We start from the raw sequence: 18,210 nt of genomic DNA, 5'->3' as shown, positions 1-18,210 counted from the left end.
CTCTAGAGCGCCCTTCTTCCCATAATCCCGCATTCCCCGGTGAGTTGTAGGAGATTACCAGATCTGGTTGTTCAGGGCTGTTGGCTGTAGGATATGATATGCCTACAGATTGCGGTCTGCCAGCCGCATTTGCTAGACTAATCACGATTGTGCTTACCTATCTATTCTATTCAAACCTCAGGGCCGGAAAACTCTAAGGGTTTGGGTGGACTGAATAAGCTAAAAAAGCCTTCAGAGTTGGTAGCTCTGGGGGTTTTTTGCTGTATCCCGAAAAATGGCTTAAGCCATGGTCATGCCGCCGATTCTATCACCCCCGCTAAAACCTGAAACATAGGCGTAGCAAGGCTTGGTGTGCTTACTGGTATAGGTTTACCCTGCTAACCGTTGCCACAGGCGGGCAATCTCCGCGAGCAGGGTTTGAATATTTTGAGTAAACGCCCGGTGCTCTGTTGAATTAGCCTCCCGCGCTGCCTGCATCTCTGCCCTGTCGGCCCTGGCCTCAGCCAGGAAAACGTCAAACCGCTGGGAGTGCTCTGCGTTGAGCTGTTCGGAGCGTTGCCGGTCGGCCCTGGCCTCAGCCAGTAGAGTGTTAAACCGCTGGTCGGTTTCCTGCTGCTGTTGCCCCAGGTTGGCAATCATCTGCACCGTGTCGGTAATAGCCGCTTCCATGCGCCGGTTGGTGTTAGCGGCCATCGAGCTGCTAACCTCTTCGGCCTCAGCAATGCCTTCATCAATGTGACTAGACCATGCCTCAATAGCGCGGGCGTTGCTGTCGGCAATGGCGCGGGTTTCCCTGAGGCCAGCGGCATTCTGCTCAACAATAATCTGAGTGCGGGCCTGGCTCTCTGCCACGGTAGCTAGCAGGGCTTCCACCCGGTCTAGTCGGTCGCTGCTCTGGGTCATTTCAGCTTTCCTTCGGCCTTAGCATTGGCCACAAGTTCTTTCAGCAAAATCTCTATAAAATTGCTCACGCTACGGCTTTCCAGCTCTGCAAGCCTCTCGACATCTGCTTTCAGTTCTTGGTCTACGTAAACCCCTAGCTTGGCCTTGTTGGTCGGCATTGTGGCAGTCATAGCGGCTTTAACCCCTCCATTTTGAACGGTTGCCCCAAATTTACCTCAAGTATCCTATACAGGATAAAAGTATTCTACCTTAGAATACTTTGTGCTACCATCTGAGCCAAGCGAGATACGGCATAGAAACAGGGCTGGGCCTTATTGGCTCACTGTTTGCTGTGCCATGCCGCGCCATGCCCGTACCCCTAAAGGTTCAGAGGATTTTTAGCCATGCCCGAAACCGTAAGCCTTCACTCCTTCTGCAAAGCCCACGGCAACCTCCCCAAAACCAGCGTTCGCCGCTGGCTGAATGACCACGGCTATGACACCAGCGCCGGGCTATCCCCCGTTGCTGTAACCGCTGCAAAGGCTCAGTTCTGTCCCCCAGCTGTACCCCCCGCGCCCGCTGCCGGTGGCCTCTCAATTCATGGGGGCAACCATTGCACAACCCTAGCCGCGCCTGGCTTTGGCGGCATGACCATCGACCTAGGGCAGTTTCGAGACAGCAGCGCCTTGGTCATAGATGACCCCCTGGCCGTGGCTGAGCAGTTCTTGCAGACTGCCGATCTGATTCAGGGGGCACTGGCCGATGACATCGCCGCCCGTGAGCAGCGCTTGCAGTCCACCAAACAGGCCCAGGCCAAGGTAGCGGCTAAAGCCCAGCAGCTTGCCCTAGAGCAGCGTCTCTACCGCTTGCAGACTTCCCAGCTTGACGCCGCTACCACCGAGGAAACTACCGCCCTGGCCGATGCCTTAGCGCAGCTGCAAAGCCTGGGAAAGCCCGCCGCCGATGGTTGATCGCTGCCCTGGCCATAGCTACTGCGGTGGCTACGCTGATCGCCAAAACCTAAAAACCCCAGCGCTGGCCGTCAACCCTGCTGGGGCTTTGCCCAAAGTCTCTAGAACATAAGGACTGAAACCATTATGGCCGCAGACAAAGACGACCTTGCTATCTGGCTAGACCAGCAGCAAGGGGCACCGCTGACACCGCGCCAGCTGCCCCCAGAGATTCATTTGCACCAGCACTACTACGGGCTTCAGCAGCCCACGGCCCAGCCCAGAGAGCCACGTTACAGCAGGGCACGGGCGGCTAGGGAACCAATCGAGATAGGGCCGCGCCTGGCCTTGCTCTATGTCTTTGTGGGTGCGATCTCCCTGGCCGTGGTTCTTGCGGCGCTGGGGGCTGTGATTGATTCCCTCAATCGCCCGTCTGTGCAGTACGTTCAGCCATCGTGGGGGGGCTGGTGAAATGACTAACCAAGACCCCAATCGCCCTGAAATTATTACCCGCAATGCCTGGGGTGGCCGCTCTGCCGTAGCCCTGGGGGGCAACCGCTACAGCACCAAATCTGAGGCGCTATTCAGGGCCGCTAACCTGATCGCCATTCCCGCCCGTGGGCTGGTAGTCGATGCTGCCCTGTGGGTGGCCAGCATCGCCGTGCTGTTTCGCCTGCCCTTTTCGCTGATGTATAGCGGCTTGATTCCCTACTATCTGGGCCTGGCCATCATGGTGCTGACCCTTGTACCGCCGATGGCGGCGATCGGCATGGTGGGAGAGGCGCTGCCTAATCATCGCCCCGACTGCTGGGCCAGAGTTGCAATGCTGCTGGCTGGGGTGGCAATTGCAACCAACGGTTTTTGGGTGAGGGCGCTATGAATGACCGATACAACTACCCCCGCGCTGACTATCCCCTGCTGCAAGCTATCCGCTTACGCCGCTCGATTCTGAGCTGGGGGCTGGGCCTTACCGCCTGGTCACTGCTGCTGGCCAGCACCCTGATCGCAGAAGAGCACGATAACCGCCTGCACTGGATTCGCACCGGGTTGATCGCCGCTACCCTCCCCATCGCCGCCCTAGGCCGCTTGGGAGTGGAAGACAGCGTTAAGGCGGGCCGCGCCGCCCTCGATTATGAGGATGTGACCGACGCAGGCCGCCAGCAAATTCTCTGGCAGGAAACCACCGATCAGGTAGCGGCTGGGTCTGAGGTTGAGGCCATCGCGCCGGTTGAGCTGGTAGAGGCTTGGGATTACCTGGGCCGCGCCGCCCGTGAGTGGCGGTCGCATCTACTGCTGCTCAGCCCCACCGACACCGGGAAAAGCAGTTTCCTCTACCTGCTGTTGGGTGCCCAGAGCCGCGCCCGTGAAGTGGTGTTGCAGGCCATCGAGGGCAAGGGGGGCGTGTGGCCAGGGGTGCCCGCCGAAAACATTGTGAGGATTGCCTTTAGGCCCAGCCTGAACGATGCCCACGCCCTTTGCTACCGCCTGCATAAAACCCTTGACCTGATTCAGGCCAGAGTTGATCAGGGGCAGTGGGAGGGGCCGCAGCTGGTGTCTGTGGTTGAGGAATACCTAGCGCTATCCAGCACCTTCAAAAAACGGGGGGATGCCTACCGCCCCTATGGCCTCAGTCTAGAGCTATCGGTTGAGGCCACCGCCGCCGTGGCCAGGGGTGGGGGTGGCCAGCTAGTGCTGGTGTCGCAATCGCCAAACGCCGATGATCTGAAATTTAGCGGGGGTATTCGCTCTAACTTTCGGGTCGCCTGCCTGGGGTCAAAGTTGGGGGGCTTTGAGGCCATCGAGCGCATGATCGACAATCCCAGCTTCGTAAACAAGCGCGATCGGGAACGCATCGAGGGCCAGTATCAGGCAGCGCGTGGCCAGCTCAACACCGAGCGTCACCCGCTGGTTTTGACCAACCTGCTGGGGGAGTGGCAGTGCTTTCCGATGCCCTATCTAACCGAGGCCCAGCTAGCCCAGCTCAGCATTAAATCATTGCCCGCGCCGCCTGAGCTGCTGGTAGATGATGGGTGGCTACCGGGGGGCGACATCGCTACCCCAGGCGGGTCGATGCCTGCCAAGATTCAGCGCCCTAAAGCTGGGCCAACCATCGATCTAGACCTATTCCCTGGCCTTGATTACGATGCCGACGCCGACGATTCACCGCCCGATTCAGAGCCAGATAGCCCAATCAGTTTAGAGGCCATCGAGAACATGATTTTAGAAGTGCTGGCCGGGGCTACAGAGCCGCTTAAGGGCTACGAAATAAAGTCAAAGCGCCGCCCTCTAAGGCGCGTTGATCAGGCCGTGTTTAACCGGGTTTTGCTGGGCTTAGTACAGCTGGGGGGCATCGTCTGTACAGACGAGGAAACACCCCGCTATACCCTCCCCCCTGGCTGATTCCCCACGGTACGGGCTGAGGTGTACAGAGGCGTACAGCCCAGCCAGGGCAAGCGTTCAGTGCCTCTGTACAGGAGCGTTCAGCGCTGAACGGTGTACCGCACCTCTGTACACCCTGCTAGCCATCTCTGTACGGTTGCCAAAAACAGGCGTACAGCGGGCCTATTTCTATCAGGGATACCGCCCAAACTTTACCCCCTAAACTGCTGGCCATGTTGCAAGAAGTTTTCTATTTTTTGGGGTCTATACCCGCTGCCGAAAATATAGCCGCACCAGCACCGCGATGCCTAGCAGCCAGAGCACATCAAAACCCAGCCCGGTGTTATTCCCGGCATACATCGCCCAATCAGCAGGCCATTCCCAAAAGCCCCACAGCAGCGCGTCGTGAGTTGGTGCGCAATGGTTTTGGATAGTCCATCGTTCTCCATCTCAATATGCACATTCAACTTAAATTGTTTTAGTAAGAATGACTTGTTGTCGTTCAGATGTTTCTGTGAAACAGGTTTTGAATGCTTGAATAGTTTTACGGCATTCTTCAAGCCAATAGTTGGAATCATATTTCAAATCATCAAAATGGCTGAGTAATTCATCTAATTCGATTTGACTGAGGACATTGGCAATAACGTTAACTTCGTCTGGAAGAAAATAACGTAAATTTGATGCTGGATTAATACGCTCACCTCCCCAGATCGCTGTGTGAGCAAATTCAGCGTCTAATGTTGGAAACTTTATCTTTAGCTCTTCCAACAGAAATGAATAAATTTGTTCGTCTGTCCGTGTGTCAAAATGAACCCTTCGTTGTATAAGAAAGGGTTCATCCGCTTTTAATTGCTCCAATTTCTGTTCTAAGAGAGCGCAGTAACCCTCTAAGTCTGCTTCAGATTCAAAGGGATTGCCCAACATCTTTGCTATTGCTTTGTAATCCTCTTTAAATTCATCTATTGGGCTTGGCAAGATTCTACTAGCTATAGGAAATCGCGTGAACCAGGAAAACATCCCATTTCCGCAGCCCCATAACTGATCAACCAATATTTGCAGTTTCTTATCAATGTGAATCTGTTCAAAGAATTCAACAGGCACAGCCTGCTTTTCAACAGAATGACTCATCCTTATACCCCTCTTAGCACTGAGATCTGCGTTACAAGAATTAGCAGCAAAATATCTAAATTTGAAAGTAACACTTAGCAGCGCTGAGAATACTGATCCTTGGCAATTAGCATTTATGAACTGTTCTCATCAAGGGCTAAGCCGCATAGCGACTCAAGCTATGGTGCCCCAAAACAAAACCCCCACGGGCCAGCGGTGCCTGTGGGGATTTAGGGTGCATCTAACAGAGATATGGCTCTCGCCGCTGTTGGGCCTATGGTGCCCGCCTGGACGGTGCCGGTGCTGGGGCTATGACGCGATCAGCTATTTGGCTGACGTAGAGACTTCGGCCAAAGTCTCTACGCTGCCTCCTCTGCTGGGGCTGGGACATTCCGATCTCGCAATTTCCGCATACCCTTGGCCAGAATTTGCCGTGCCCTTTCCGAGCTAATGCCCAGCGCCGCCCCTATCGCCCCCAGCTCAGCCGGTGGGCATTGGATGCCGTAGCGCATGGCTACCGCTGTCGCCTCTCTGGGGTTGAGGCTACCCAGCAGCCGCGCTACCCCCTCCCTCAGCTCAGCAGCCAGCAGCTCATCCTCAGGGCTGGGGCAGTCGCTTGCGATAAGGTCTTGCTGGGTCAGTTCGGGATTGTGGGGCAACGGGGCATTGAGGCTGGCCGTAGGACGTAGCCAGGGCAGAGCTGCATCCCAGCAATCGCGGCTGATGCCGGTGTCTCGCACTAGACTGGCCAGCTCATCAGAATTAGGGCCGCGTCGGTGGGTAGCAGTGAACTCAGCGACCGCCCGTTTCACCAGCGCTGTCGCCTGGAGGGTATGCACGGGTAACCTGCTACCGCAGCCAGGATCAATCGTTTCCATCCCCCTCGTAATGGCTTGCCGGATCCAATGAAAGGCGTACGTCGAAAATTTATAGCCCTTGCTGGGGTCAAATTTGTCGATAGCGGTTAAGCAGCCGATGCTGGCCACCTGCAATAGATCCTCAAAGGGAATTTGAGTTCTGTCCTTATATTTCTTGGCCATGCTGGCAACCAGCCTTAGGTTGCCGTTGAGCATCTTTTCCCGCGCCCGCTGCCCCGCCGCCGTTACCTGGGGGCTGGGGTCGGGGGTTGAGCGCCACGCCTGTATCTGCTGGCCTAGCTCTATTTCCTCGCTGGGGGTTAGCAGCCGGTGACGACCTGCACCCCGTAGCCAAAGCGAAACCGCGTCTGATGCCATGCCTAACCCCAGTGATCTACGCCGCCACACTACCGAGCGCCGCCGGGGTTGTCTAGGCTAGCCGTAGCCAGGGAAATCCTTGTTAACAGGCCAGACAAAGCAAACCCCCCAGCGCTGGCCAGGGGGCGGTGTGGTGTTTAACCTATAGCTATCATTGCACACCCTATCTATTCCTTGTTAACAAGGAATTTAGTCCAATTTTAGGCCAGCGTGGACTAAGGCCATTTTCCCGAAACCTCGAAACCCATACCCCACCCGCACTTCCCTTGTTAACAAGGATGCTTGGGTGTTTGCTGCTCTGGCAACTATTCCACCGTCACAGTGGACTGGCACAAGCTAAAATCCTTGTTAACTAGGATATTATGGGGAGAGTAAGCACAGGTAGGCCATGCATCCCGATAGCCTAAAGAATTTAGAGCTGGGAAAAATCAAAGCCCTCGATGCCCAGCCGGGGGAGTTGGGCAAGGTCATAGGCACCCGCTATCCGCTGGCTGTAGAGGCACAGTTAGCGGCCATGACCCCAGCAGAGCGCAGCGCATTTATCCGGCGGTGGGTGGCCTACGGGCTGAGGGCTGAGGCTGAGGAGTAGATCACCCCTGATGGTAGATGCATATGTTTTACTCGATAAAGAGCTCGAGTTTTGGAGTGTTGATAAATAATGGATAACTTCGTAAAGAGTGTTTATGTGAATGAAATTAAAGATCAGTGCGAATACGCTTTATCTGCAATCAGACATTCGGATTATGCATTACAACAGATAATTCAACAGGTAAGTACTCGCGATATTGATTACAATCAGCTGCGCCTTTTCCAGTCCGAAGTGTCCCGTAACATACATAGCTTCCTCACTCACGCTAGTAACGTATCCCGTATGTTTTGGCCACCATTTCCACGAAAAGAGAAAACTGAGACTGATAAAGACTACAAAGATAAACTTCTTATCACAGATAGGGTAGTAAGGGCCAAAGCACTTAAAGAAGAATATTCTTTAAAAGAAAACAACGTCCTAAAGGATAGAAAGCTACGCAATCACCTCGAGCACTATGATGAGCGGCTCGACGATTGGAGCAAAAATAGTAAGAATAGAAATATCGCAACTATAAATATTGGACCACTCGGCTCGATAAGTCCATCTTCAGACCCTTTAGACAATATGCGTCAGTTTGATCCTGATAGAAATATTTATAGATTTCGTGGAGAGGACTACGATTTGCAGAACATTAAAACTGCAATTAGCGAAATACTAACACTAAGTCAGAATCTTGAAGAAAAGCTTCGAGAGCATGGTTCTCAAAGTACTTGAGCACTCTTCTGAGCCACCCTTGCAATGTAATTGTCCTTCAAGATGAAGTTCGCCATTGCTTAGGCAATTCAGTTCCATTGGGTCAGACTGAGAACTTAAGGGGCTGGGGCAGTACACTTAGCAAGCCTGATTTGCCCACATACCACTAGCCAGCATGTTTGATCTTCCGACAGATAAGAGAAGGCTTTGGGTGCTGTGTTCGATAGCCGTTTTTTTGTCTCTGGGATATTTCATCTGGAAAGTGCCTCAGATGGGTATTCCCGCGTCTATTACTGATGAGAAGGAAAAAGCCGAACTCTTAAACGCCAATCGAGATAATGCCCTGAAAGTCATTCAGACCATAGCAGGGCTAGGCTTTATCGGTACAGCCTATCTGGCTTGGAGAAACTTACAGCTTACTGAAGATAAAAACGTCACAGACCGTTTCAGCAAGGCTGTTGAGATGCTAGCTGATAACGAAAAGCTGGAAGTGAGGCTTGGTGGTATCTACTCTCTTGAACGAATCGCAAGGGACTCTAAATCAGATCACCCCGTAGTGATGGAAGTCTTGACTGCTTTTGTTAGAGCTAGAAGTACACCTGGGAGAGAAGAAAAAATAACTTTATCTCAGGACATTCAAAGCACTCTAACTGTCATTGGACGGCGTACACCTACAGCAAACGAACAGATAAACCTCAGCGGTGCCGACCTCAACGGTACCGACCTCAACGGTGCAAACCTCCGCAGTGCAAACCTCACCGGTGCAAAACTCATCAACGCCGACCTCAACGGTACCGACCTCAACGGTGCAAACCTCCGCAGTGCAAACCTCACCGGTGCAAAACTCATCAACGCCGACCTCAGCAACGCCGACCTCACCGGTGCCAACTTCAGCAACGCCTTCCTTTTCATTGCAAACCTCAGCGCCGCAAGCCTCCGCGATGCCGACTTCAGCAGTGCAACCCTCACCGGTGCAAACCTCAGCGGTGCAAGCCTCCGCGGTGCCGACTTCAGCAGTGCAAGCCTTAGCGATGCAAAACTCATCAACGCCGACTTCAGCGGGGGGCAGCGCATCAGTGCCGACTTCATCTCGGTCGAAATCATCGGGGACGACCAAAAAAACATCCAGTGGAACGATGAAACAAAATGGCCAGACCCCGCGGAAGTCGCCAAGGCTCTGAACATACCCGAGACGCTAAAGCAGCAGCTCGGAATCACCGATACACCTCAGCCCCCTGACTCTTAGCCCTTGGCCAGCGACAGGTTTCTATATTTTGGATAAGGGTGCTGGGTTTAGAACAGGCCAGCGGGCTGGGGGTGGATGCCCTGACGGTGCCGACAATAGGTGTGGAGGATGCCAGCTCTAACGCGGGCCTGATCGTCGGGTCTGGCCTCAGCCTGTAGGCCAAAGCTGGCCGCTACATCGGCATTCACCGCATTGTTCAACAGCAGGATTAAATCAACGGTGGCCTCGGTGTTGAGCCGGTGGCTGGCATAGAGCACGTCGATCAGCTGGCTAACCTGCTCTCTGGTAATCTCGATTTGCATGGCGTTACCTATCTAGATTCGGTATAGACTTTTAATCTAGATTCAGTATAGACAGTTATCTAGATTCTCATCTATATTGAGTCTAGACAGATTTGTTCAACTTTCAACTCATTGTTGAACAAATGCCGTAAACACAGCACCAAGGCAAGGGGTTTGAGCCATGATTGAAGATACCGCCCAATCATTGAAAGTTGAACAAAGCGATATGGGCACCGTTCTAGACGCAGCATCTAGATTTAAGCCGGTCAAGCTGGCCGTGGTTGCCGGTGGGGAAAACAGCAGCCCATTCAAGGGGCACAAAGCCACGGGCCGCAGTCGGGAATATTTGACTGGCTCAGAGATTGCCAAGCTGATCGACGCGGCCAAGGCTGGCCAGCGCAATGCCCACCGTAATTACATGGCGGTGCTGCTGACCTTTCGCCATGGGCTGAGGGCGTCTGAGGTTGCCGATCTGCGCTGGTCTGACATTAGCTTTGAGGATGGCACTATCCTTTGCCGCCGCATTAAGGGCAGCAAGGACAGCACCCACTACCTAGAGGGGGATGAGCTGCGCGGGCTGAGGCGGCTACAGAGAGAGGGGGCCGCTGGGCCGTTTGTGTTTACCGATAGCAAGGGTAGCCCTCTCACCCAGGCCGCGATCAGCGCCATGGTTAAGCGCCTAGGTAAGGGGCTGTTTGCCTTCCCCATCCATGCCCACATGCTGCGCCATGCTTGCGGCTACTACCTGGCCAACCGGGGCGTGGACACTCGCACCATTCAGGACTATTTGGGGCACCGTAATATCCAGAACACCGAGCGCTATACCCAGCTGGCCCCCAACAAATTTAAGGGGCTTTGGAGCTAGACCAGTGCGGGTACATCTGAGTCAGGGTTGTCCTGAAAGATAGCCCCACGCGCGATTAAGTCGGCTTCGTCTGACTGCTGGAATCCTGGATTGTTTCCAAATATGGCCCCGCTGAGGTCGGCCTCGCGGAGGATGGCCCCGCTGAGGTCGGCCTCGCGGAGGATGCCCCGCTGAGGTCGGCGCTGCTAAGGTCGGCCTCGCTGAGGTTGGCCCCGCTGAGGTCGGCCTTGCTGAGGTCGGCCCCGCTGAGGTTGGCCCCGCTGAGGAGGGCCTCGCTGAGGTTGGCCCCGCTGAGGTCGGCCCCGCTGAGGTTGGCCCCGCTGAGGATGGCCTCGCTAAGGATGGCCCCGCTGAGGTCGGCCCCGCTGAGGTTGGCCCCGCTGAGGTTGGCCCCGCTGAGGTCAGCCCCGCTGAGGTCGGCCCCGCTGAGGTCAGAGAATACCACCGAACCTCTAATTCGTTTCCCTGCTACCTCAGTAAGCTGACCTGAATCGATCAACTGCTTCAGGTGCTCCAATTCTTCAGGAGTACCCTGCAAAGTCAACTCAATGCTGCCTGCTTTAATGCTCGATATCTTCAAAGAGGGAGCATCAGCCTTTGCCTGTAAATCGGCCAACATCTTGAGCAGTAACCCTGAATCGGCTTCTGCAATATCTCCCTCGATGACGACTTTGAGTCGTTGTGTTTGGGAAATGAGAGAGACACCAGTGACCTCTTTCAAAACCTTAAGGAAGGTATTCCAGCCAATGCCTGATGATCCCCCAGCCCAGTCAAGCAGAGCCCTATTGCGGACTCCTGAAGCTTCACTAGGGGCAGGCATAATCCCCTTAGGCACATCCAGCGTGAACTCTAGCTCTAGTAGTTGAGACAGCGGCAACCCGTTTAGAGTCCTGATTAACTCTAGGCGCTCAGCAGTTGACAGGGTTCGTTCGGGGCGAAGGACTGGGGGAGACTCCATCATGCTGCCGATGGCTAAAACACCGCAATCCTAACCCAGAGAAGCCTAGGTGGCAGTGATCAACTAGCATATAGACGAAATCTATAATCCCTCTATACTTGAGCTAAACACTATCTAGACGCCGTATAGAGGGGTTTGCTATGGCTGATGAGACACTGGCCACATTCAAGATCGACAAGAATACTTGGCGGGCTTTTATAGATAAGGCAAAGGGCAACAACACCAACGCCTCAGCCCTACTCAAAGACTTTGTGGGCAACTATCTAGACGGCAATATAGACACATCTAGACCGGCTGGTGATAGCCGTCTAGATTCTAAAGTGACCCAGCTTGAGGAGCAGCTGATCGAGCTGCATGAGCGCCTGGGAAAGTTGAGCGCGGCGTAGGTCAGTCCAACTTACAGCCGCAGCTGCAATCGAAAGCTGGCCAGCAGACCGCAGCTGCACCTAGCGCCGCCTCGGTTGACCCACCTCAGCCGGTGGCCACCGCAGCCCAAAAACAGCCCCGCGAGAATGACCAGGAAGGCAGGGCAAAGCCTGTGCAGGTATCTCAGCACCCTCCAGGCGATCACCCCAAAGCCGATGGGGGCCGATGGCTGAGCACAGGGCAAGCGCTGGAGCTGAGTAAAGCGCGGGGCGGGCCGGACAGCGTGGCCACCATCAAGCGCTGGGGAAAGGCTGGGCAGCTTGAGTCGCTGGGGCTGAGGTATGCGCCGCACGGCTCAAAGCGAAATGACCTGGCCAGCTTCGAGGATCTGCGCTTTGAGGGGTAGCGTGTGGTCTAAATATCGTCATAAGAACACAGCAAAACACCTTTTTGCTAGTTTTATAATTTAAGTAGTTAAATCAATGAAATTCCCCAAACCCCTATTCTAAAAGGGGTTTGGGGGTTCTATATATATTTATATAATCGTTAAATGAAAGTTTCTTTGATCAATAATCATCAGGGTTCTTTGATCAATAGAACATTGAAATGGATTGCTTATATACTCTCGCAAAACTGAGGTTTCAGTTTATCATTATTGCATGGCTACCTAGCCATACCAAAATCCGTCCCCAGACCCGCTAAGTTCCACCCGCGCAAGTCTCATAGAGACGGATTTTTGGTTGATCACACCCAACTAGTAAGTCAGGAGGACTACTCTGTGAATCCAGCGCCCTTGCCGAAGGAGCCTGGAAAGTTCATTCTCGAATTCATCGGCGCTCTAACCTTTGCTGTTCTGGTAAAGGTTTTATCTGAGCACCTTGCCAGCAGGGCTTTTTGGGAGCCTCTGTTGGAAATTCTGAATGGTATTTTCTAGCTTCTACTGACCCTTTTCATGCCACCGGAAACCCGGTGGCCTTTTATTGGCCAGGTTTAACGTTGATCGGCGATCGTCGGTAAACCTGTCAAAGCCCCGTTCAGTGTTCTGAACACTGAATTCAGCGTTCAGAACACTGAATAGGTTTCTTAATCCAATTATATGCACAGTCAAATGTAAATTACATACTTTCCATCTGTTGTTTGCATTAATTACGGCCAGCAGCTGTCTGAAATAGCAAAAAGCCTGCCAGAAAGGGGTTTCAGCGATTCTTAACTAAAGTAGCTTTAGCTAGCCAACTTTCCATCTGTTCTTTCCATAAACTATAACCAGCAGCTATCTGGGATAGCACAAAAGCTTGCTAGAAGGGGCTTTCAGCCATGGCCCCCCCTGGAAAGTTCTTTCGTTCCAGGAAAAGTTAAACGGAAAGTTAGACCCAACTCCCCCCTAAATCTCCCCATGCCCCGACGCGCCCACCTACCTCAACCCCACCTCCCCCCTGACCTGCTGGCCGCCGCCACTGCCCAGGCCAGCAGCCAGGGGCGAACGCTCGATGACTGGCTGACCGATGCAATCAGGGTGCAGCTTGGCCAGCCTACCGCTGCCGATGTGGCCCAACTGATCGCGGTAGCGCCCCTAGTTTGACCCAGTCCAGTGCTATGTGGGGTTGTACCTTCAAAAGCCTTAGAGAAATGCTGGCTGGAAGGGGCAAAAAAGGGTGATAGGACAAGTACGCAATCGAAAATTAACTTCTTTTGGAAATCCCAGAAAGCTCTCTGAACAAGGGATTCAGCCTCTCCAGATCTGGCACTAAATAGGGCTTTAGCCGGGAATCCATTGTAAAGGCGGTATTCTAATGCTTAAGCAAAAACCGCCCCTCACCTCGCCAAAGTTGAAAGACGGTTTTGCTTGTTGTTAACCCTTATCGGCGCAATGCGTCAAAGGATCGCTTATGGCACAACCTCCTACCTGGAGGTATTGGCGGAAGTATCTTGTCAGATCAGTTAGCTCTCTCGTTGGGACTCTGCTGGGTAGAGTCCTCTGGGAGCTACTGAGAGACTACTTCTAGCCTGCCTATATCTGTTGTGAGCCACCGGCCTTCCGGTGGTTTCCTTTTGACTAGGTTTACTGTCAATTATCGTTAAACCTTCACCGGATTCTACTCTTTTGCCTTGAATTTTTCCTGAATTTTCATGGAATTTTCAGGAATTTATAGACTTTCAACAGCTGCTTAAAATGAGAAAAGCTTACCAGGTAAGGCTTTCAGCGATTTTTATGCCTAAAACTAAATCCACCGCTATTCACCTCCCCTCTGACCTGATAACCGCCGCCGCCGCCAAAGCCAGCAACCAGGGGCAGACCATAGAGGCATACTTGACTAGCCTAGTAGAGGCCGACATAGGCAGACCTACCGCCGCTGATGTGGCCATGCTGATTGCCGCCGCCCCTGCGATCGGGCCGATGCTAATGGATACTAACGAATGCTAATCAACGCCCGTATGGCGCGGGTTTGAGCCAAAGCAAAAAAATCCCCAGCCGTGAGACTGGGGGCACTTTACCAAGACAGCTTGAAAAAATTAATCGGCCTCTACTGGCTGCTGGGTTCGGTCGCGGCCTCGTGTGCGCCGCCGCCGCTCCAAGTCATCGAGTACCGCAATCTCCCAATCGAGTAGCGATCGGGGGTAGGCGACCGCCTTCTCTTTGATGCGCGAAATCTCGCTGGCTGGCATCCCGTTGGGAAAAAATGGCCGAGCATTCGCGTTCACGCTGCACCACCTAGCGCCCGCCTTGCCCATGCCTGATGTGAGCTGTGAGCGCCGGGGGTGGGGGTGCTGGGGGTATCGGCCCAAAGCCAATCCCGATACTGGGGTAGCGTCATTTTCAGGCTGGCCGCGTGCTGGCTGCATTCCGCCCGCCCGGTATCGCCGCTGCCCCACTTCACCCGGTAGTAGCGCCGATCTTTCACCGGGGCCGCGTGCTCTGCTGCATAGGTGGCCACCCGCCGCTGATCGGCCACGCTGGCAAATGCCGTGGCCTTTTCTCGGGCTGCTTTGCCGGGGTTCCACGCATCGCCACAGGCAGGAAACTGGGCATTGAGCTGCATCCCGTTGATCGGGCCGCTGGCATCGAGCTGGGCCTGCTCTGAGGCGGTCAGAGTCCAGGGCATTTTCTGCGATCGGGCCAGCAGGGCAACGTAGTCGTCATGGGTGAGGCGCTGGGCCTGGCCGGTGCTGGCCGCTTGAAACTGGGACAGCTGCACCCGTGCGTTCAGCAGCGCCGCCTCGGTTTGGTCGATCAGGGATTGAGTCTCAGGGCTGAGAGGCATAGGTGCTGGCCAGGTAAAGGTTGTCCCTACGTTACGGGCGGGCGTAACCCCTCGTCTAGGCTAGCCGCTTGGGCTTTGAGCGCCGCCTGAGTCTCAGGGGATAGCTCAGCCCAGAGTGCCGCCTTGTCGCCCGCCGGTAGTCTTCTCAGCCTGCGCCAATGCACCGCGCTGCCCTGGGCTGCATGGCCAGCGATTTTCTTGAGCGCCCGCAGTCGATCGGCGCGATCAGGGTAGAGGATACGCGCTGAGACTTTGGGCAAAGTACGTGGGTTATTCATCGGTGCTGGCTCAACTGGCCTGTCTTTCCCCGCGATCGGGGGGTAAATCTTGGGGCGGGGGTGAACTGGCCACGCCGCACGCCGCATGCTGCTCTGCTCCTGGGGGTAGGGGTGGTACAAACTCGTTATAGGTACCCTCTAACAGATTTGTACCATCCCCTCTCAGGGCCAGCTCACGGGCTGAAACCATTGCCCGCCATGTATCTGAGGCTGTGATGCTATAGATCCATTGTCGCTGTCCAGCGACCGTAACGCGCCGCGCCCGCTCTAGAATCAGCCCAAACTTTCGAGCGATCTTATTGGCTATCGCGGTATCGCTCTGGGCCTCATCAATGCTCAGCCGCCAGTAGCGCCTCAGCTCTGCTCGATGCCGTAGCGCCGTCGCCTTAATGCGGGCTTCTACTGCGCCGCTGGGGGTGACGTGGCCAGCTGCCAGCAGGGCTTCAACATCGCGCCGGAAGATAGCCGCCAGCATGGCACGGGGGCCGCTCTGGGGGAGTAGGTGAGCCGCTTTGAGCCGCTGGCTGAGCACTCGCTGGGCCTCTGCCGTATTCTCAGCCCATAGGGCGCTGTAGTGCCCAGCCTCAACCCACAGGGCTGCGCCGGGGGCAAGGGGGCCGCAGCTGGGGGCTTTTGCCGACACATCGCGCCGGGGGCAAAATTCCGCGTCATACCAGAGCGCCTGGCAATTCCAATCGAGGCCAGGGAACCGCGCTGCCGTTCGCACCTTGGCCGCTTTGCAGCGCTGCTCATAGGTGCTGTCAGTGCTGCGAATAACGGTGTTAGCCCATTCCCATGTGTGGGTGTCGGGGTCGATTTCGAGAGCTGCATGATAGGCCGCGTCTTCTCTGGCCAGCTGCTTTTTAATCTCATCCCACCGCGCCGTCATGGCCTTAGAATTCGCGCCGGTGTCAATCACCTCTACCCGGTGGCCAGCTGCTCTAAGGGCATCCCCCAGGGCCTCAGCTGCCTGTATTTTCTGTGCCCAGCGCCGTTGTCTACGGGCCGCTAGATAAGTTTTGAGGGCCTTATCGTGGCTATCGGCTGGGGCCAGCTCAAAGCCGCCATGCTGGGCATAGCGGGCCGCTTCAGTGCTCAGCTCTCGCTCTATGCCCCAGAGCTTAGGGCCTTCACCGGGGGCGGGGGTGATGTAGGCCGGTGCCCAAATATGCCGGGGCACTGGGGGTCGGTAGCGCCCTAGCAGCTGCATGGCGGTGTCGGTATCGAGACTGGGGAAGTAGCCCCAAACGCTATCGAAGTAAGCGCCCGCTACCGATATTTCGCCCTCGATGCTGAGGCCGGTTTTGCCGCTGGGGGAGAGGATTAGCAGCTGGGGCAGGTTGGCATATAGCCACGCCTCAGGGGTCTCAAAAAACTCCCTGTAGCGCCCGCCCTCATTTGTGGTGCTGTCTACCCTGGCCGCGCTGATACCCGCCTCTACAGCCCAGCACTCTAGCCGTCTGCCCTCTTTCTGCGACGTGGTGACATAGAGCACCCGCTGGCCAGCCTCTAGGGCCTGGGTTAGCTCAGCCCGCCATCCACTAAGGGGCGTAGCCCGGTGCATCTGCACAGGCCAGGGCGTAGCCGCCCGCCTGTGCCGTATTCCGATAATCTGGGCCGCGCCTGATTGCGCCTGCACTAGCTCGATGGTGGCTAGGTCGATACCTGCCTCAGCTAGGGCTATCGCGCCGCCGGTGGCTGCCCGCTGCATGAGGGCGATCACATCCTCCCACCGCGCTGCCCAATCGCCGCCTAAGGTGCCCCCCTCCACTGCATCTGTTAGGGTCTGCGCTGCCTCATCCAAAATCAGCAGCACGGGGGCATTCTGGGGGATTAAGGTCAGCACCCTGTGGGCACTGTTGAGGCAAGCTACCAGCCCCCCACGGTGGCTAATATCGGCCTGTAGCGCCTGCTGGCTGTCGGGGTCGGTGCCGTAATCGTGAATGTGGGGAAGGCCCCAATCGCGGGCTGTCTGCTGGCCTAGCGAGTTGAGGGGGCTGAGGACTACCGTGATACCGCCTGCCTCAGCCCACGGCCTGACCCAATCGAGCCCCTGTCGGTAGGTTTTGCCGCTGCCCATACCCGCGTCAATCCAGTGAATCGCGCCGGGGGTGAGAGGAGGCAGCTGGGGGAGATATTCGCCGGTGGTTTCTCGCTGGGCCTGGGGGCCACTGGTGATGAGAATTGCCCGCGCTGTCTCGATGGTGGCCAGCCGCCGGAATTGTTGAGGCGTTAGCGCCCGCTCGATAGCATCCTGTAGCCACCCGCGCCGATGCTCTGGGGGCAGCATGGCCAAGACATCATCGAGGCCCTTGCCCAGCGCCGCTGGCCACAAGATGAACCGGGGCACCCCGCCCGCCCGCTCGATGGCGTTGCCTAACAGCTGGGCCTGTCTGCTTACCGTGGCTCTGGTTTTCGCCCCCTCATCTGCATCAAGGGGGATGAGTATCACCCGCCCTCTGGCTAGCTCTGCCAGCTCTGGCCATAGCTCAGAGCTGCCCTTAGGGTGCCACTGAGTAGCGCCGCGAATTGCCGCAGCTGGGCACCCTTGCTCAACGGTAGACAGGGATTTTTTGAAGCCCTCTATAAATGCGATCGGGCTATCGCTGGCCAGCACCTCAGCCCAGCTCAGCCTAGGCAAAACAGGTAGAATGGGCCGCGCCGCCATGCCTGGGGGGGTTTCGTACTTTACCCACCGCCCGCGCTCTGCATCCCACCGGGGCTGAGCTGGCTTCATGTAAGGTACCGGGCCGGGGGTACCGTCTAGGGATTCCCCGTAGGCAATCCACCCCCCAGCCTCTAGAAACTGGTAGCGCTCAATCAGCCGGGCATTCCCCGCCGTGATGTAGGATTGCACCCGCTGACGGCTGGCCAGCGATGCCTCTAGAAATTCCTCTACTGCCTGGGGGCCGTCTACCCATCGAGTGTTAGCCAGGGCCAGTTCTGGGCTGATCGCGCTGGCTTCAAATTCTGCCAACCAACTTTGGGCAAAGTCTCTAGAGCGCCCTTCTTCCCATAATCCCGCATTCCCCGGTGAGTTGTAGGAGATTACCAGATCTGGTTGTTCAGGGCTGTTGGCTGTAGGATATGATATGCCTACAGATTGCGGTCTGCCAGCCGC

23 protein-coding genes and 1 pseudogene are annotated in these 18,210 nt (G+C 55.6%); 12 read left to right on the top strand and 12 right to left on the bottom strand.

Features of this window, described 5'->3' with window-relative positions:
- Positions 1–369: 369 nt before the first annotated feature.
- Together VB780_RS08135 and VB780_RS08130 are read right to left on the bottom strand one after the other, a co-directional pair.
- Positions 370–903 carry a hypothetical protein gene (locus VB780_RS08135; protein WP_323350636.1) on the bottom strand — a complete coding sequence of 178 codons (534 nt, stop codon included), beginning with the start codon at positions 901–903 and terminating at the stop codon, positions 370–372.
- Positions 900–1,073 (bottom strand): ribbon-helix-helix domain-containing protein, encoded by a 174-nt coding sequence (locus VB780_RS08130; RefSeq protein WP_323350635.1) that lies wholly within the window; start codon positions 1,071–1,073, stop codon positions 900–902. Before VB780_RS08130 ends, VB780_RS08135 begins: the two co-directional genes overlap by 4 nt.
- A gap of 213 nt (positions 1,074–1,286) precedes the next feature.
- On the opposite strand from VB780_RS08130, the gene VB780_RS08125 reads away from it, so the two are divergent.
- The 4 genes from VB780_RS08125 to VB780_RS08110 all read left to right on the top strand — a co-directional run bounded on the left by VB780_RS08125 (position 1,287) and on the right by VB780_RS08110 (position 4,232).
- Complete coding sequence (locus VB780_RS08125; protein WP_323350634.1) at positions 1,287–1,853, top strand: hypothetical protein; 567 nt, start codon at positions 1,287–1,289, stop codon at positions 1,851–1,853.
- A 126-nt stretch (positions 1,854–1,979) separates the two neighbouring features.
- Positions 1,980–2,303: a hypothetical protein gene (locus VB780_RS08120; protein WP_323350633.1), complete on the top strand. Its 324-nt coding sequence runs from the start codon at positions 1,980–1,982 to the stop codon at positions 2,301–2,303.
- 1 nt (position 2,304) lies between these two features.
- Positions 2,305–2,712 (top strand): hypothetical protein, encoded by a 408-nt coding sequence (locus VB780_RS08115; RefSeq protein WP_323350632.1) that lies wholly within the window; start codon positions 2,305–2,307, stop codon positions 2,710–2,712.
- A complete protein-coding gene (locus VB780_RS08110) occupies positions 2,709–4,232 on the top strand; it encodes a hypothetical protein (protein WP_323350631.1) in 1,524 nt (507 codons plus the stop codon). The genes VB780_RS08115 and VB780_RS08110 overlap by 4 nt, the downstream gene beginning before the upstream one ends.
- Positions 4,233–4,679: 447 nt before the next feature.
- Here the strand turns inward: VB780_RS08110 and VB780_RS08105 are convergent, their stop codons facing one another.
- Positions 4,680–5,339, bottom strand: coding sequence for a hypothetical protein (locus VB780_RS08105; RefSeq protein ID WP_323350630.1), 660 nt, complete (start codon positions 5,337–5,339; stop codon positions 4,680–4,682).
- 338 nt (positions 5,340–5,677) lie between these two features.
- Positions 5,678–6,553 carry a sigma-70 family RNA polymerase sigma factor gene (locus tag VB780_RS08100; protein ID WP_323350629.1) on the bottom strand — a complete coding sequence of 292 codons (876 nt, stop codon included), beginning with the start codon at positions 6,551–6,553 and terminating at the stop codon, positions 5,678–5,680.
- A gap of 388 nt (positions 6,554–6,941) precedes the next feature.
- Here VB780_RS08100 and VB780_RS08095 point away from each other — a divergent pair, with 388 nt between their 5' ends.
- The 3 genes from VB780_RS08095 to VB780_RS08085 all read left to right on the top strand — a co-directional run bounded on the left by VB780_RS08095 (position 6,942) and on the right by VB780_RS08085 (position 9,081).
- Positions 6,942–7,142, top strand: a complete 201-nt coding sequence (locus tag VB780_RS08095) for a hypothetical protein (protein ID WP_323350628.1) — start codon at positions 6,942–6,944, stop codon at positions 7,140–7,142.
- Between the two features lie 96 nt (positions 7,143–7,238).
- Positions 7,239–7,856 carry a hypothetical protein gene (locus VB780_RS08090; protein WP_323350627.1) on the top strand — a complete coding sequence of 206 codons (618 nt, stop codon included), beginning with the start codon at positions 7,239–7,241 and terminating at the stop codon, positions 7,854–7,856.
- Between the two features lie 154 nt (positions 7,857–8,010).
- Positions 8,011–9,081: a pentapeptide repeat-containing protein gene (locus VB780_RS08085; protein WP_323350626.1), complete on the top strand. Its 1,071-nt coding sequence runs from the start codon at positions 8,011–8,013 to the stop codon at positions 9,079–9,081.
- Between the two features lie 47 nt (positions 9,082–9,128).
- On the opposite strand, the gene VB780_RS08080 is transcribed toward VB780_RS08085, so the two are convergent.
- Positions 9,129–9,383 (bottom strand): hypothetical protein, encoded by a 255-nt coding sequence (locus VB780_RS08080; RefSeq protein WP_323350625.1) that lies wholly within the window; start codon positions 9,381–9,383, stop codon positions 9,129–9,131.
- A 160-nt stretch (positions 9,384–9,543) separates the two neighbouring features.
- Between VB780_RS08080 and VB780_RS08075 the strand changes: the two genes are divergently transcribed.
- Positions 9,544–10,227: a tyrosine-type recombinase/integrase gene (locus VB780_RS08075; RefSeq protein WP_323350624.1), complete on the top strand. Its 684-nt coding sequence runs from the start codon at positions 9,544–9,546 to the stop codon at positions 10,225–10,227.
- Here VB780_RS08075 and VB780_RS08070 read toward each other — a convergent pair.
- Both VB780_RS08070 and VB780_RS08065 read right to left on the bottom strand, forming a co-directional pair.
- Entirely contained in the window at positions 10,224–10,361 is a 138-nt protein-coding gene (locus VB780_RS08070) for a hypothetical protein (RefSeq protein WP_323350637.1), read from the bottom strand. The two genes, VB780_RS08075 and VB780_RS08070, sit on opposite strands and share 4 nt — an antisense overlap.
- 77 nt (positions 10,362–10,438) lie before the next feature.
- Positions 10,439–10,846 (bottom strand): annotated as a pseudogene (locus VB780_RS08065) (pentapeptide repeat-containing protein); the annotation flags it as partial.
- A 479-nt stretch (positions 10,847–11,325) separates the two neighbouring features.
- On the opposite strand from VB780_RS08065, the gene VB780_RS08060 reads away from it, so the two are divergent.
- Positions 11,326–11,571 (top strand): hypothetical protein, encoded by a 246-nt coding sequence (locus tag VB780_RS08060; RefSeq protein WP_323350623.1) that lies wholly within the window; start codon positions 11,326–11,328, stop codon positions 11,569–11,571.
- 11 nt (positions 11,572–11,582) lie between these two features.
- On the opposite strand, the gene VB780_RS08055 is transcribed toward VB780_RS08060, so the two are convergent.
- A complete protein-coding gene (locus VB780_RS08055) occupies positions 11,583–11,903 on the bottom strand; it encodes a hypothetical protein (RefSeq protein WP_323350622.1) in 321 nt (106 codons plus the stop codon).
- Between the two features lie 426 nt (positions 11,904–12,329).
- On the opposite strand from VB780_RS08055, the gene VB780_RS08050 reads away from it, so the two are divergent.
- From VB780_RS08050 to VB780_RS08040, 3 genes are all read left to right on the top strand, one after another.
- The gene (locus tag VB780_RS08050; protein ID WP_323350621.1) at positions 12,330–12,485 is read left to right on the top strand and encodes a hypothetical protein; all 156 of its coding nucleotides are present in this window, start codon (positions 12,330–12,332) and stop codon (positions 12,483–12,485) included.
- Between the two features lie 459 nt (positions 12,486–12,944).
- The gene (locus VB780_RS08045; protein ID WP_323350620.1) at positions 12,945–13,130 is read left to right on the top strand and encodes a hypothetical protein; all 186 of its coding nucleotides are present in this window, start codon (positions 12,945–12,947) and stop codon (positions 13,128–13,130) included.
- A gap of 630 nt (positions 13,131–13,760) precedes the next feature.
- A complete protein-coding gene (locus VB780_RS08040) occupies positions 13,761–13,973 on the top strand; it encodes a hypothetical protein (protein ID WP_323350619.1) in 213 nt (70 codons plus the stop codon).
- Between the two features lie 89 nt (positions 13,974–14,062).
- Here the strand turns inward: VB780_RS08040 and VB780_RS08035 are convergent, their stop codons facing one another.
- From VB780_RS08035 to VB780_RS08020, 4 genes are read right to left on the bottom strand one after another with little or no spacing between them, the layout of a single operon-like run.
- Positions 14,063–14,251: a hypothetical protein gene (locus VB780_RS08035; RefSeq protein ID WP_323350618.1), complete on the bottom strand. Its 189-nt coding sequence runs from the start codon at positions 14,249–14,251 to the stop codon at positions 14,063–14,065.
- Positions 14,248–14,811, bottom strand: coding sequence for a hypothetical protein (locus tag VB780_RS08030; protein ID WP_323350617.1), 564 nt, complete (start codon positions 14,809–14,811; stop codon positions 14,248–14,250). The genes VB780_RS08035 and VB780_RS08030 overlap by 4 nt, the downstream gene beginning before the upstream one ends.
- A 26-nt stretch (positions 14,812–14,837) precedes the next feature.
- The gene (locus VB780_RS08025; protein WP_323350616.1) at positions 14,838–15,089 is read right to left on the bottom strand and encodes a hypothetical protein; all 252 of its coding nucleotides are present in this window, start codon (positions 15,087–15,089) and stop codon (positions 14,838–14,840) included.
- Positions 15,090–15,099: 10 nt separating this feature from the next.
- Complete coding sequence (locus VB780_RS08020) at positions 15,100–18,066, bottom strand: DUF3854 domain-containing protein (RefSeq protein ID WP_323350615.1); 2,967 nt, start codon at positions 18,064–18,066, stop codon at positions 15,100–15,102.
- Positions 18,067–18,210 lie beyond the last annotated feature (144 nt).

The sequence above is a fragment of the Leptolyngbya sp. CCNP1308 genome, assembly GCF_034932455.1.
GTDB lineage: Bacteria > Cyanobacteriota > Cyanobacteriia > Phormidesmidales > Phormidesmidaceae > Nodosilinea.
Note: the sequence above shows the minus strand (reverse complement) of the source record. Positions and strands in the feature narration are given on the sequence as shown.

What these genes read in the sequence shown, in the direction of transcription:
- VB780_RS08125 (WP_323350634.1), top strand. Translation starts at nt 1,287, where the DNA reads ATGCCCGAAACCGTAAGCCTTCACTCCTTCTGCAAAGCCCACGGCAAC.
- VB780_RS08060 (WP_323350623.1), top strand. Translation starts at nt 11,326, where the DNA reads ATGGCTGATGAGACACTGGCCACATTCAAGATCGACAAGAATACTTGG.
- VB780_RS08110 (WP_323350631.1), top strand. Translation starts at nt 2,709, where the DNA reads ATGAATGACCGATACAACTACCCCCGCGCTGACTATCCCCTGCTGCAA.
- VB780_RS08030 (WP_323350617.1), bottom strand. Translation starts at nt 14,811, where the DNA reads ATGCCTCTCAGCCCTGAGACTCAATCCCTGATCGACCAAACCGAGGCG.
- VB780_RS08105 (WP_323350630.1), bottom strand. Translation starts at nt 5,339, where the DNA reads ATGAGTCATTCTGTTGAAAAGCAGGCTGTGCCTGTTGAATTCTTTGAA.
- VB780_RS08095 (WP_323350628.1), top strand. Translation starts at nt 6,942, where the DNA reads ATGCATCCCGATAGCCTAAAGAATTTAGAGCTGGGAAAAATCAAAGCC.
- VB780_RS08100 (WP_323350629.1), bottom strand. Translation starts at nt 6,553, where the DNA reads ATGGCATCAGACGCGGTTTCGCTTTGGCTACGGGGTGCAGGTCGTCAC.
- VB780_RS08130 (WP_323350635.1), bottom strand. Translation starts at nt 1,073, where the DNA reads ATGACTGCCACAATGCCGACCAACAAGGCCAAGCTAGGGGTTTACGTA.
- VB780_RS08085 (WP_323350626.1), top strand. Translation starts at nt 8,011, where the DNA reads ATGTTTGATCTTCCGACAGATAAGAGAAGGCTTTGGGTGCTGTGTTCG.
- VB780_RS08135 (WP_323350636.1), bottom strand. Translation starts at nt 903, where the DNA reads ATGACCCAGAGCAGCGACCGACTAGACCGGGTGGAAGCCCTGCTAGCT.
- VB780_RS08045 (WP_323350620.1), top strand. Translation starts at nt 12,945, where the DNA reads ATGCCCCGACGCGCCCACCTACCTCAACCCCACCTCCCCCCTGACCTG.
- VB780_RS08075 (WP_323350624.1), top strand. Translation starts at nt 9,544, where the DNA reads ATGATTGAAGATACCGCCCAATCATTGAAAGTTGAACAAAGCGATATG.
- VB780_RS08025 (WP_323350616.1), bottom strand. Translation starts at nt 15,089, where the DNA reads ATGAATAACCCACGTACTTTGCCCAAAGTCTCAGCGCGTATCCTCTAC.
- VB780_RS08115 (WP_323350632.1), top strand. Translation starts at nt 2,305, where the DNA reads ATGACTAACCAAGACCCCAATCGCCCTGAAATTATTACCCGCAATGCC.
- VB780_RS08040 (WP_323350619.1), top strand. Translation starts at nt 13,761, where the DNA reads ATGCCTAAAACTAAATCCACCGCTATTCACCTCCCCTCTGACCTGATA.
- VB780_RS08120 (WP_323350633.1), top strand. Translation starts at nt 1,980, where the DNA reads ATGGCCGCAGACAAAGACGACCTTGCTATCTGGCTAGACCAGCAGCAA.
- VB780_RS08080 (WP_323350625.1), bottom strand. Translation starts at nt 9,383, where the DNA reads ATGCAAATCGAGATTACCAGAGAGCAGGTTAGCCAGCTGATCGACGTG.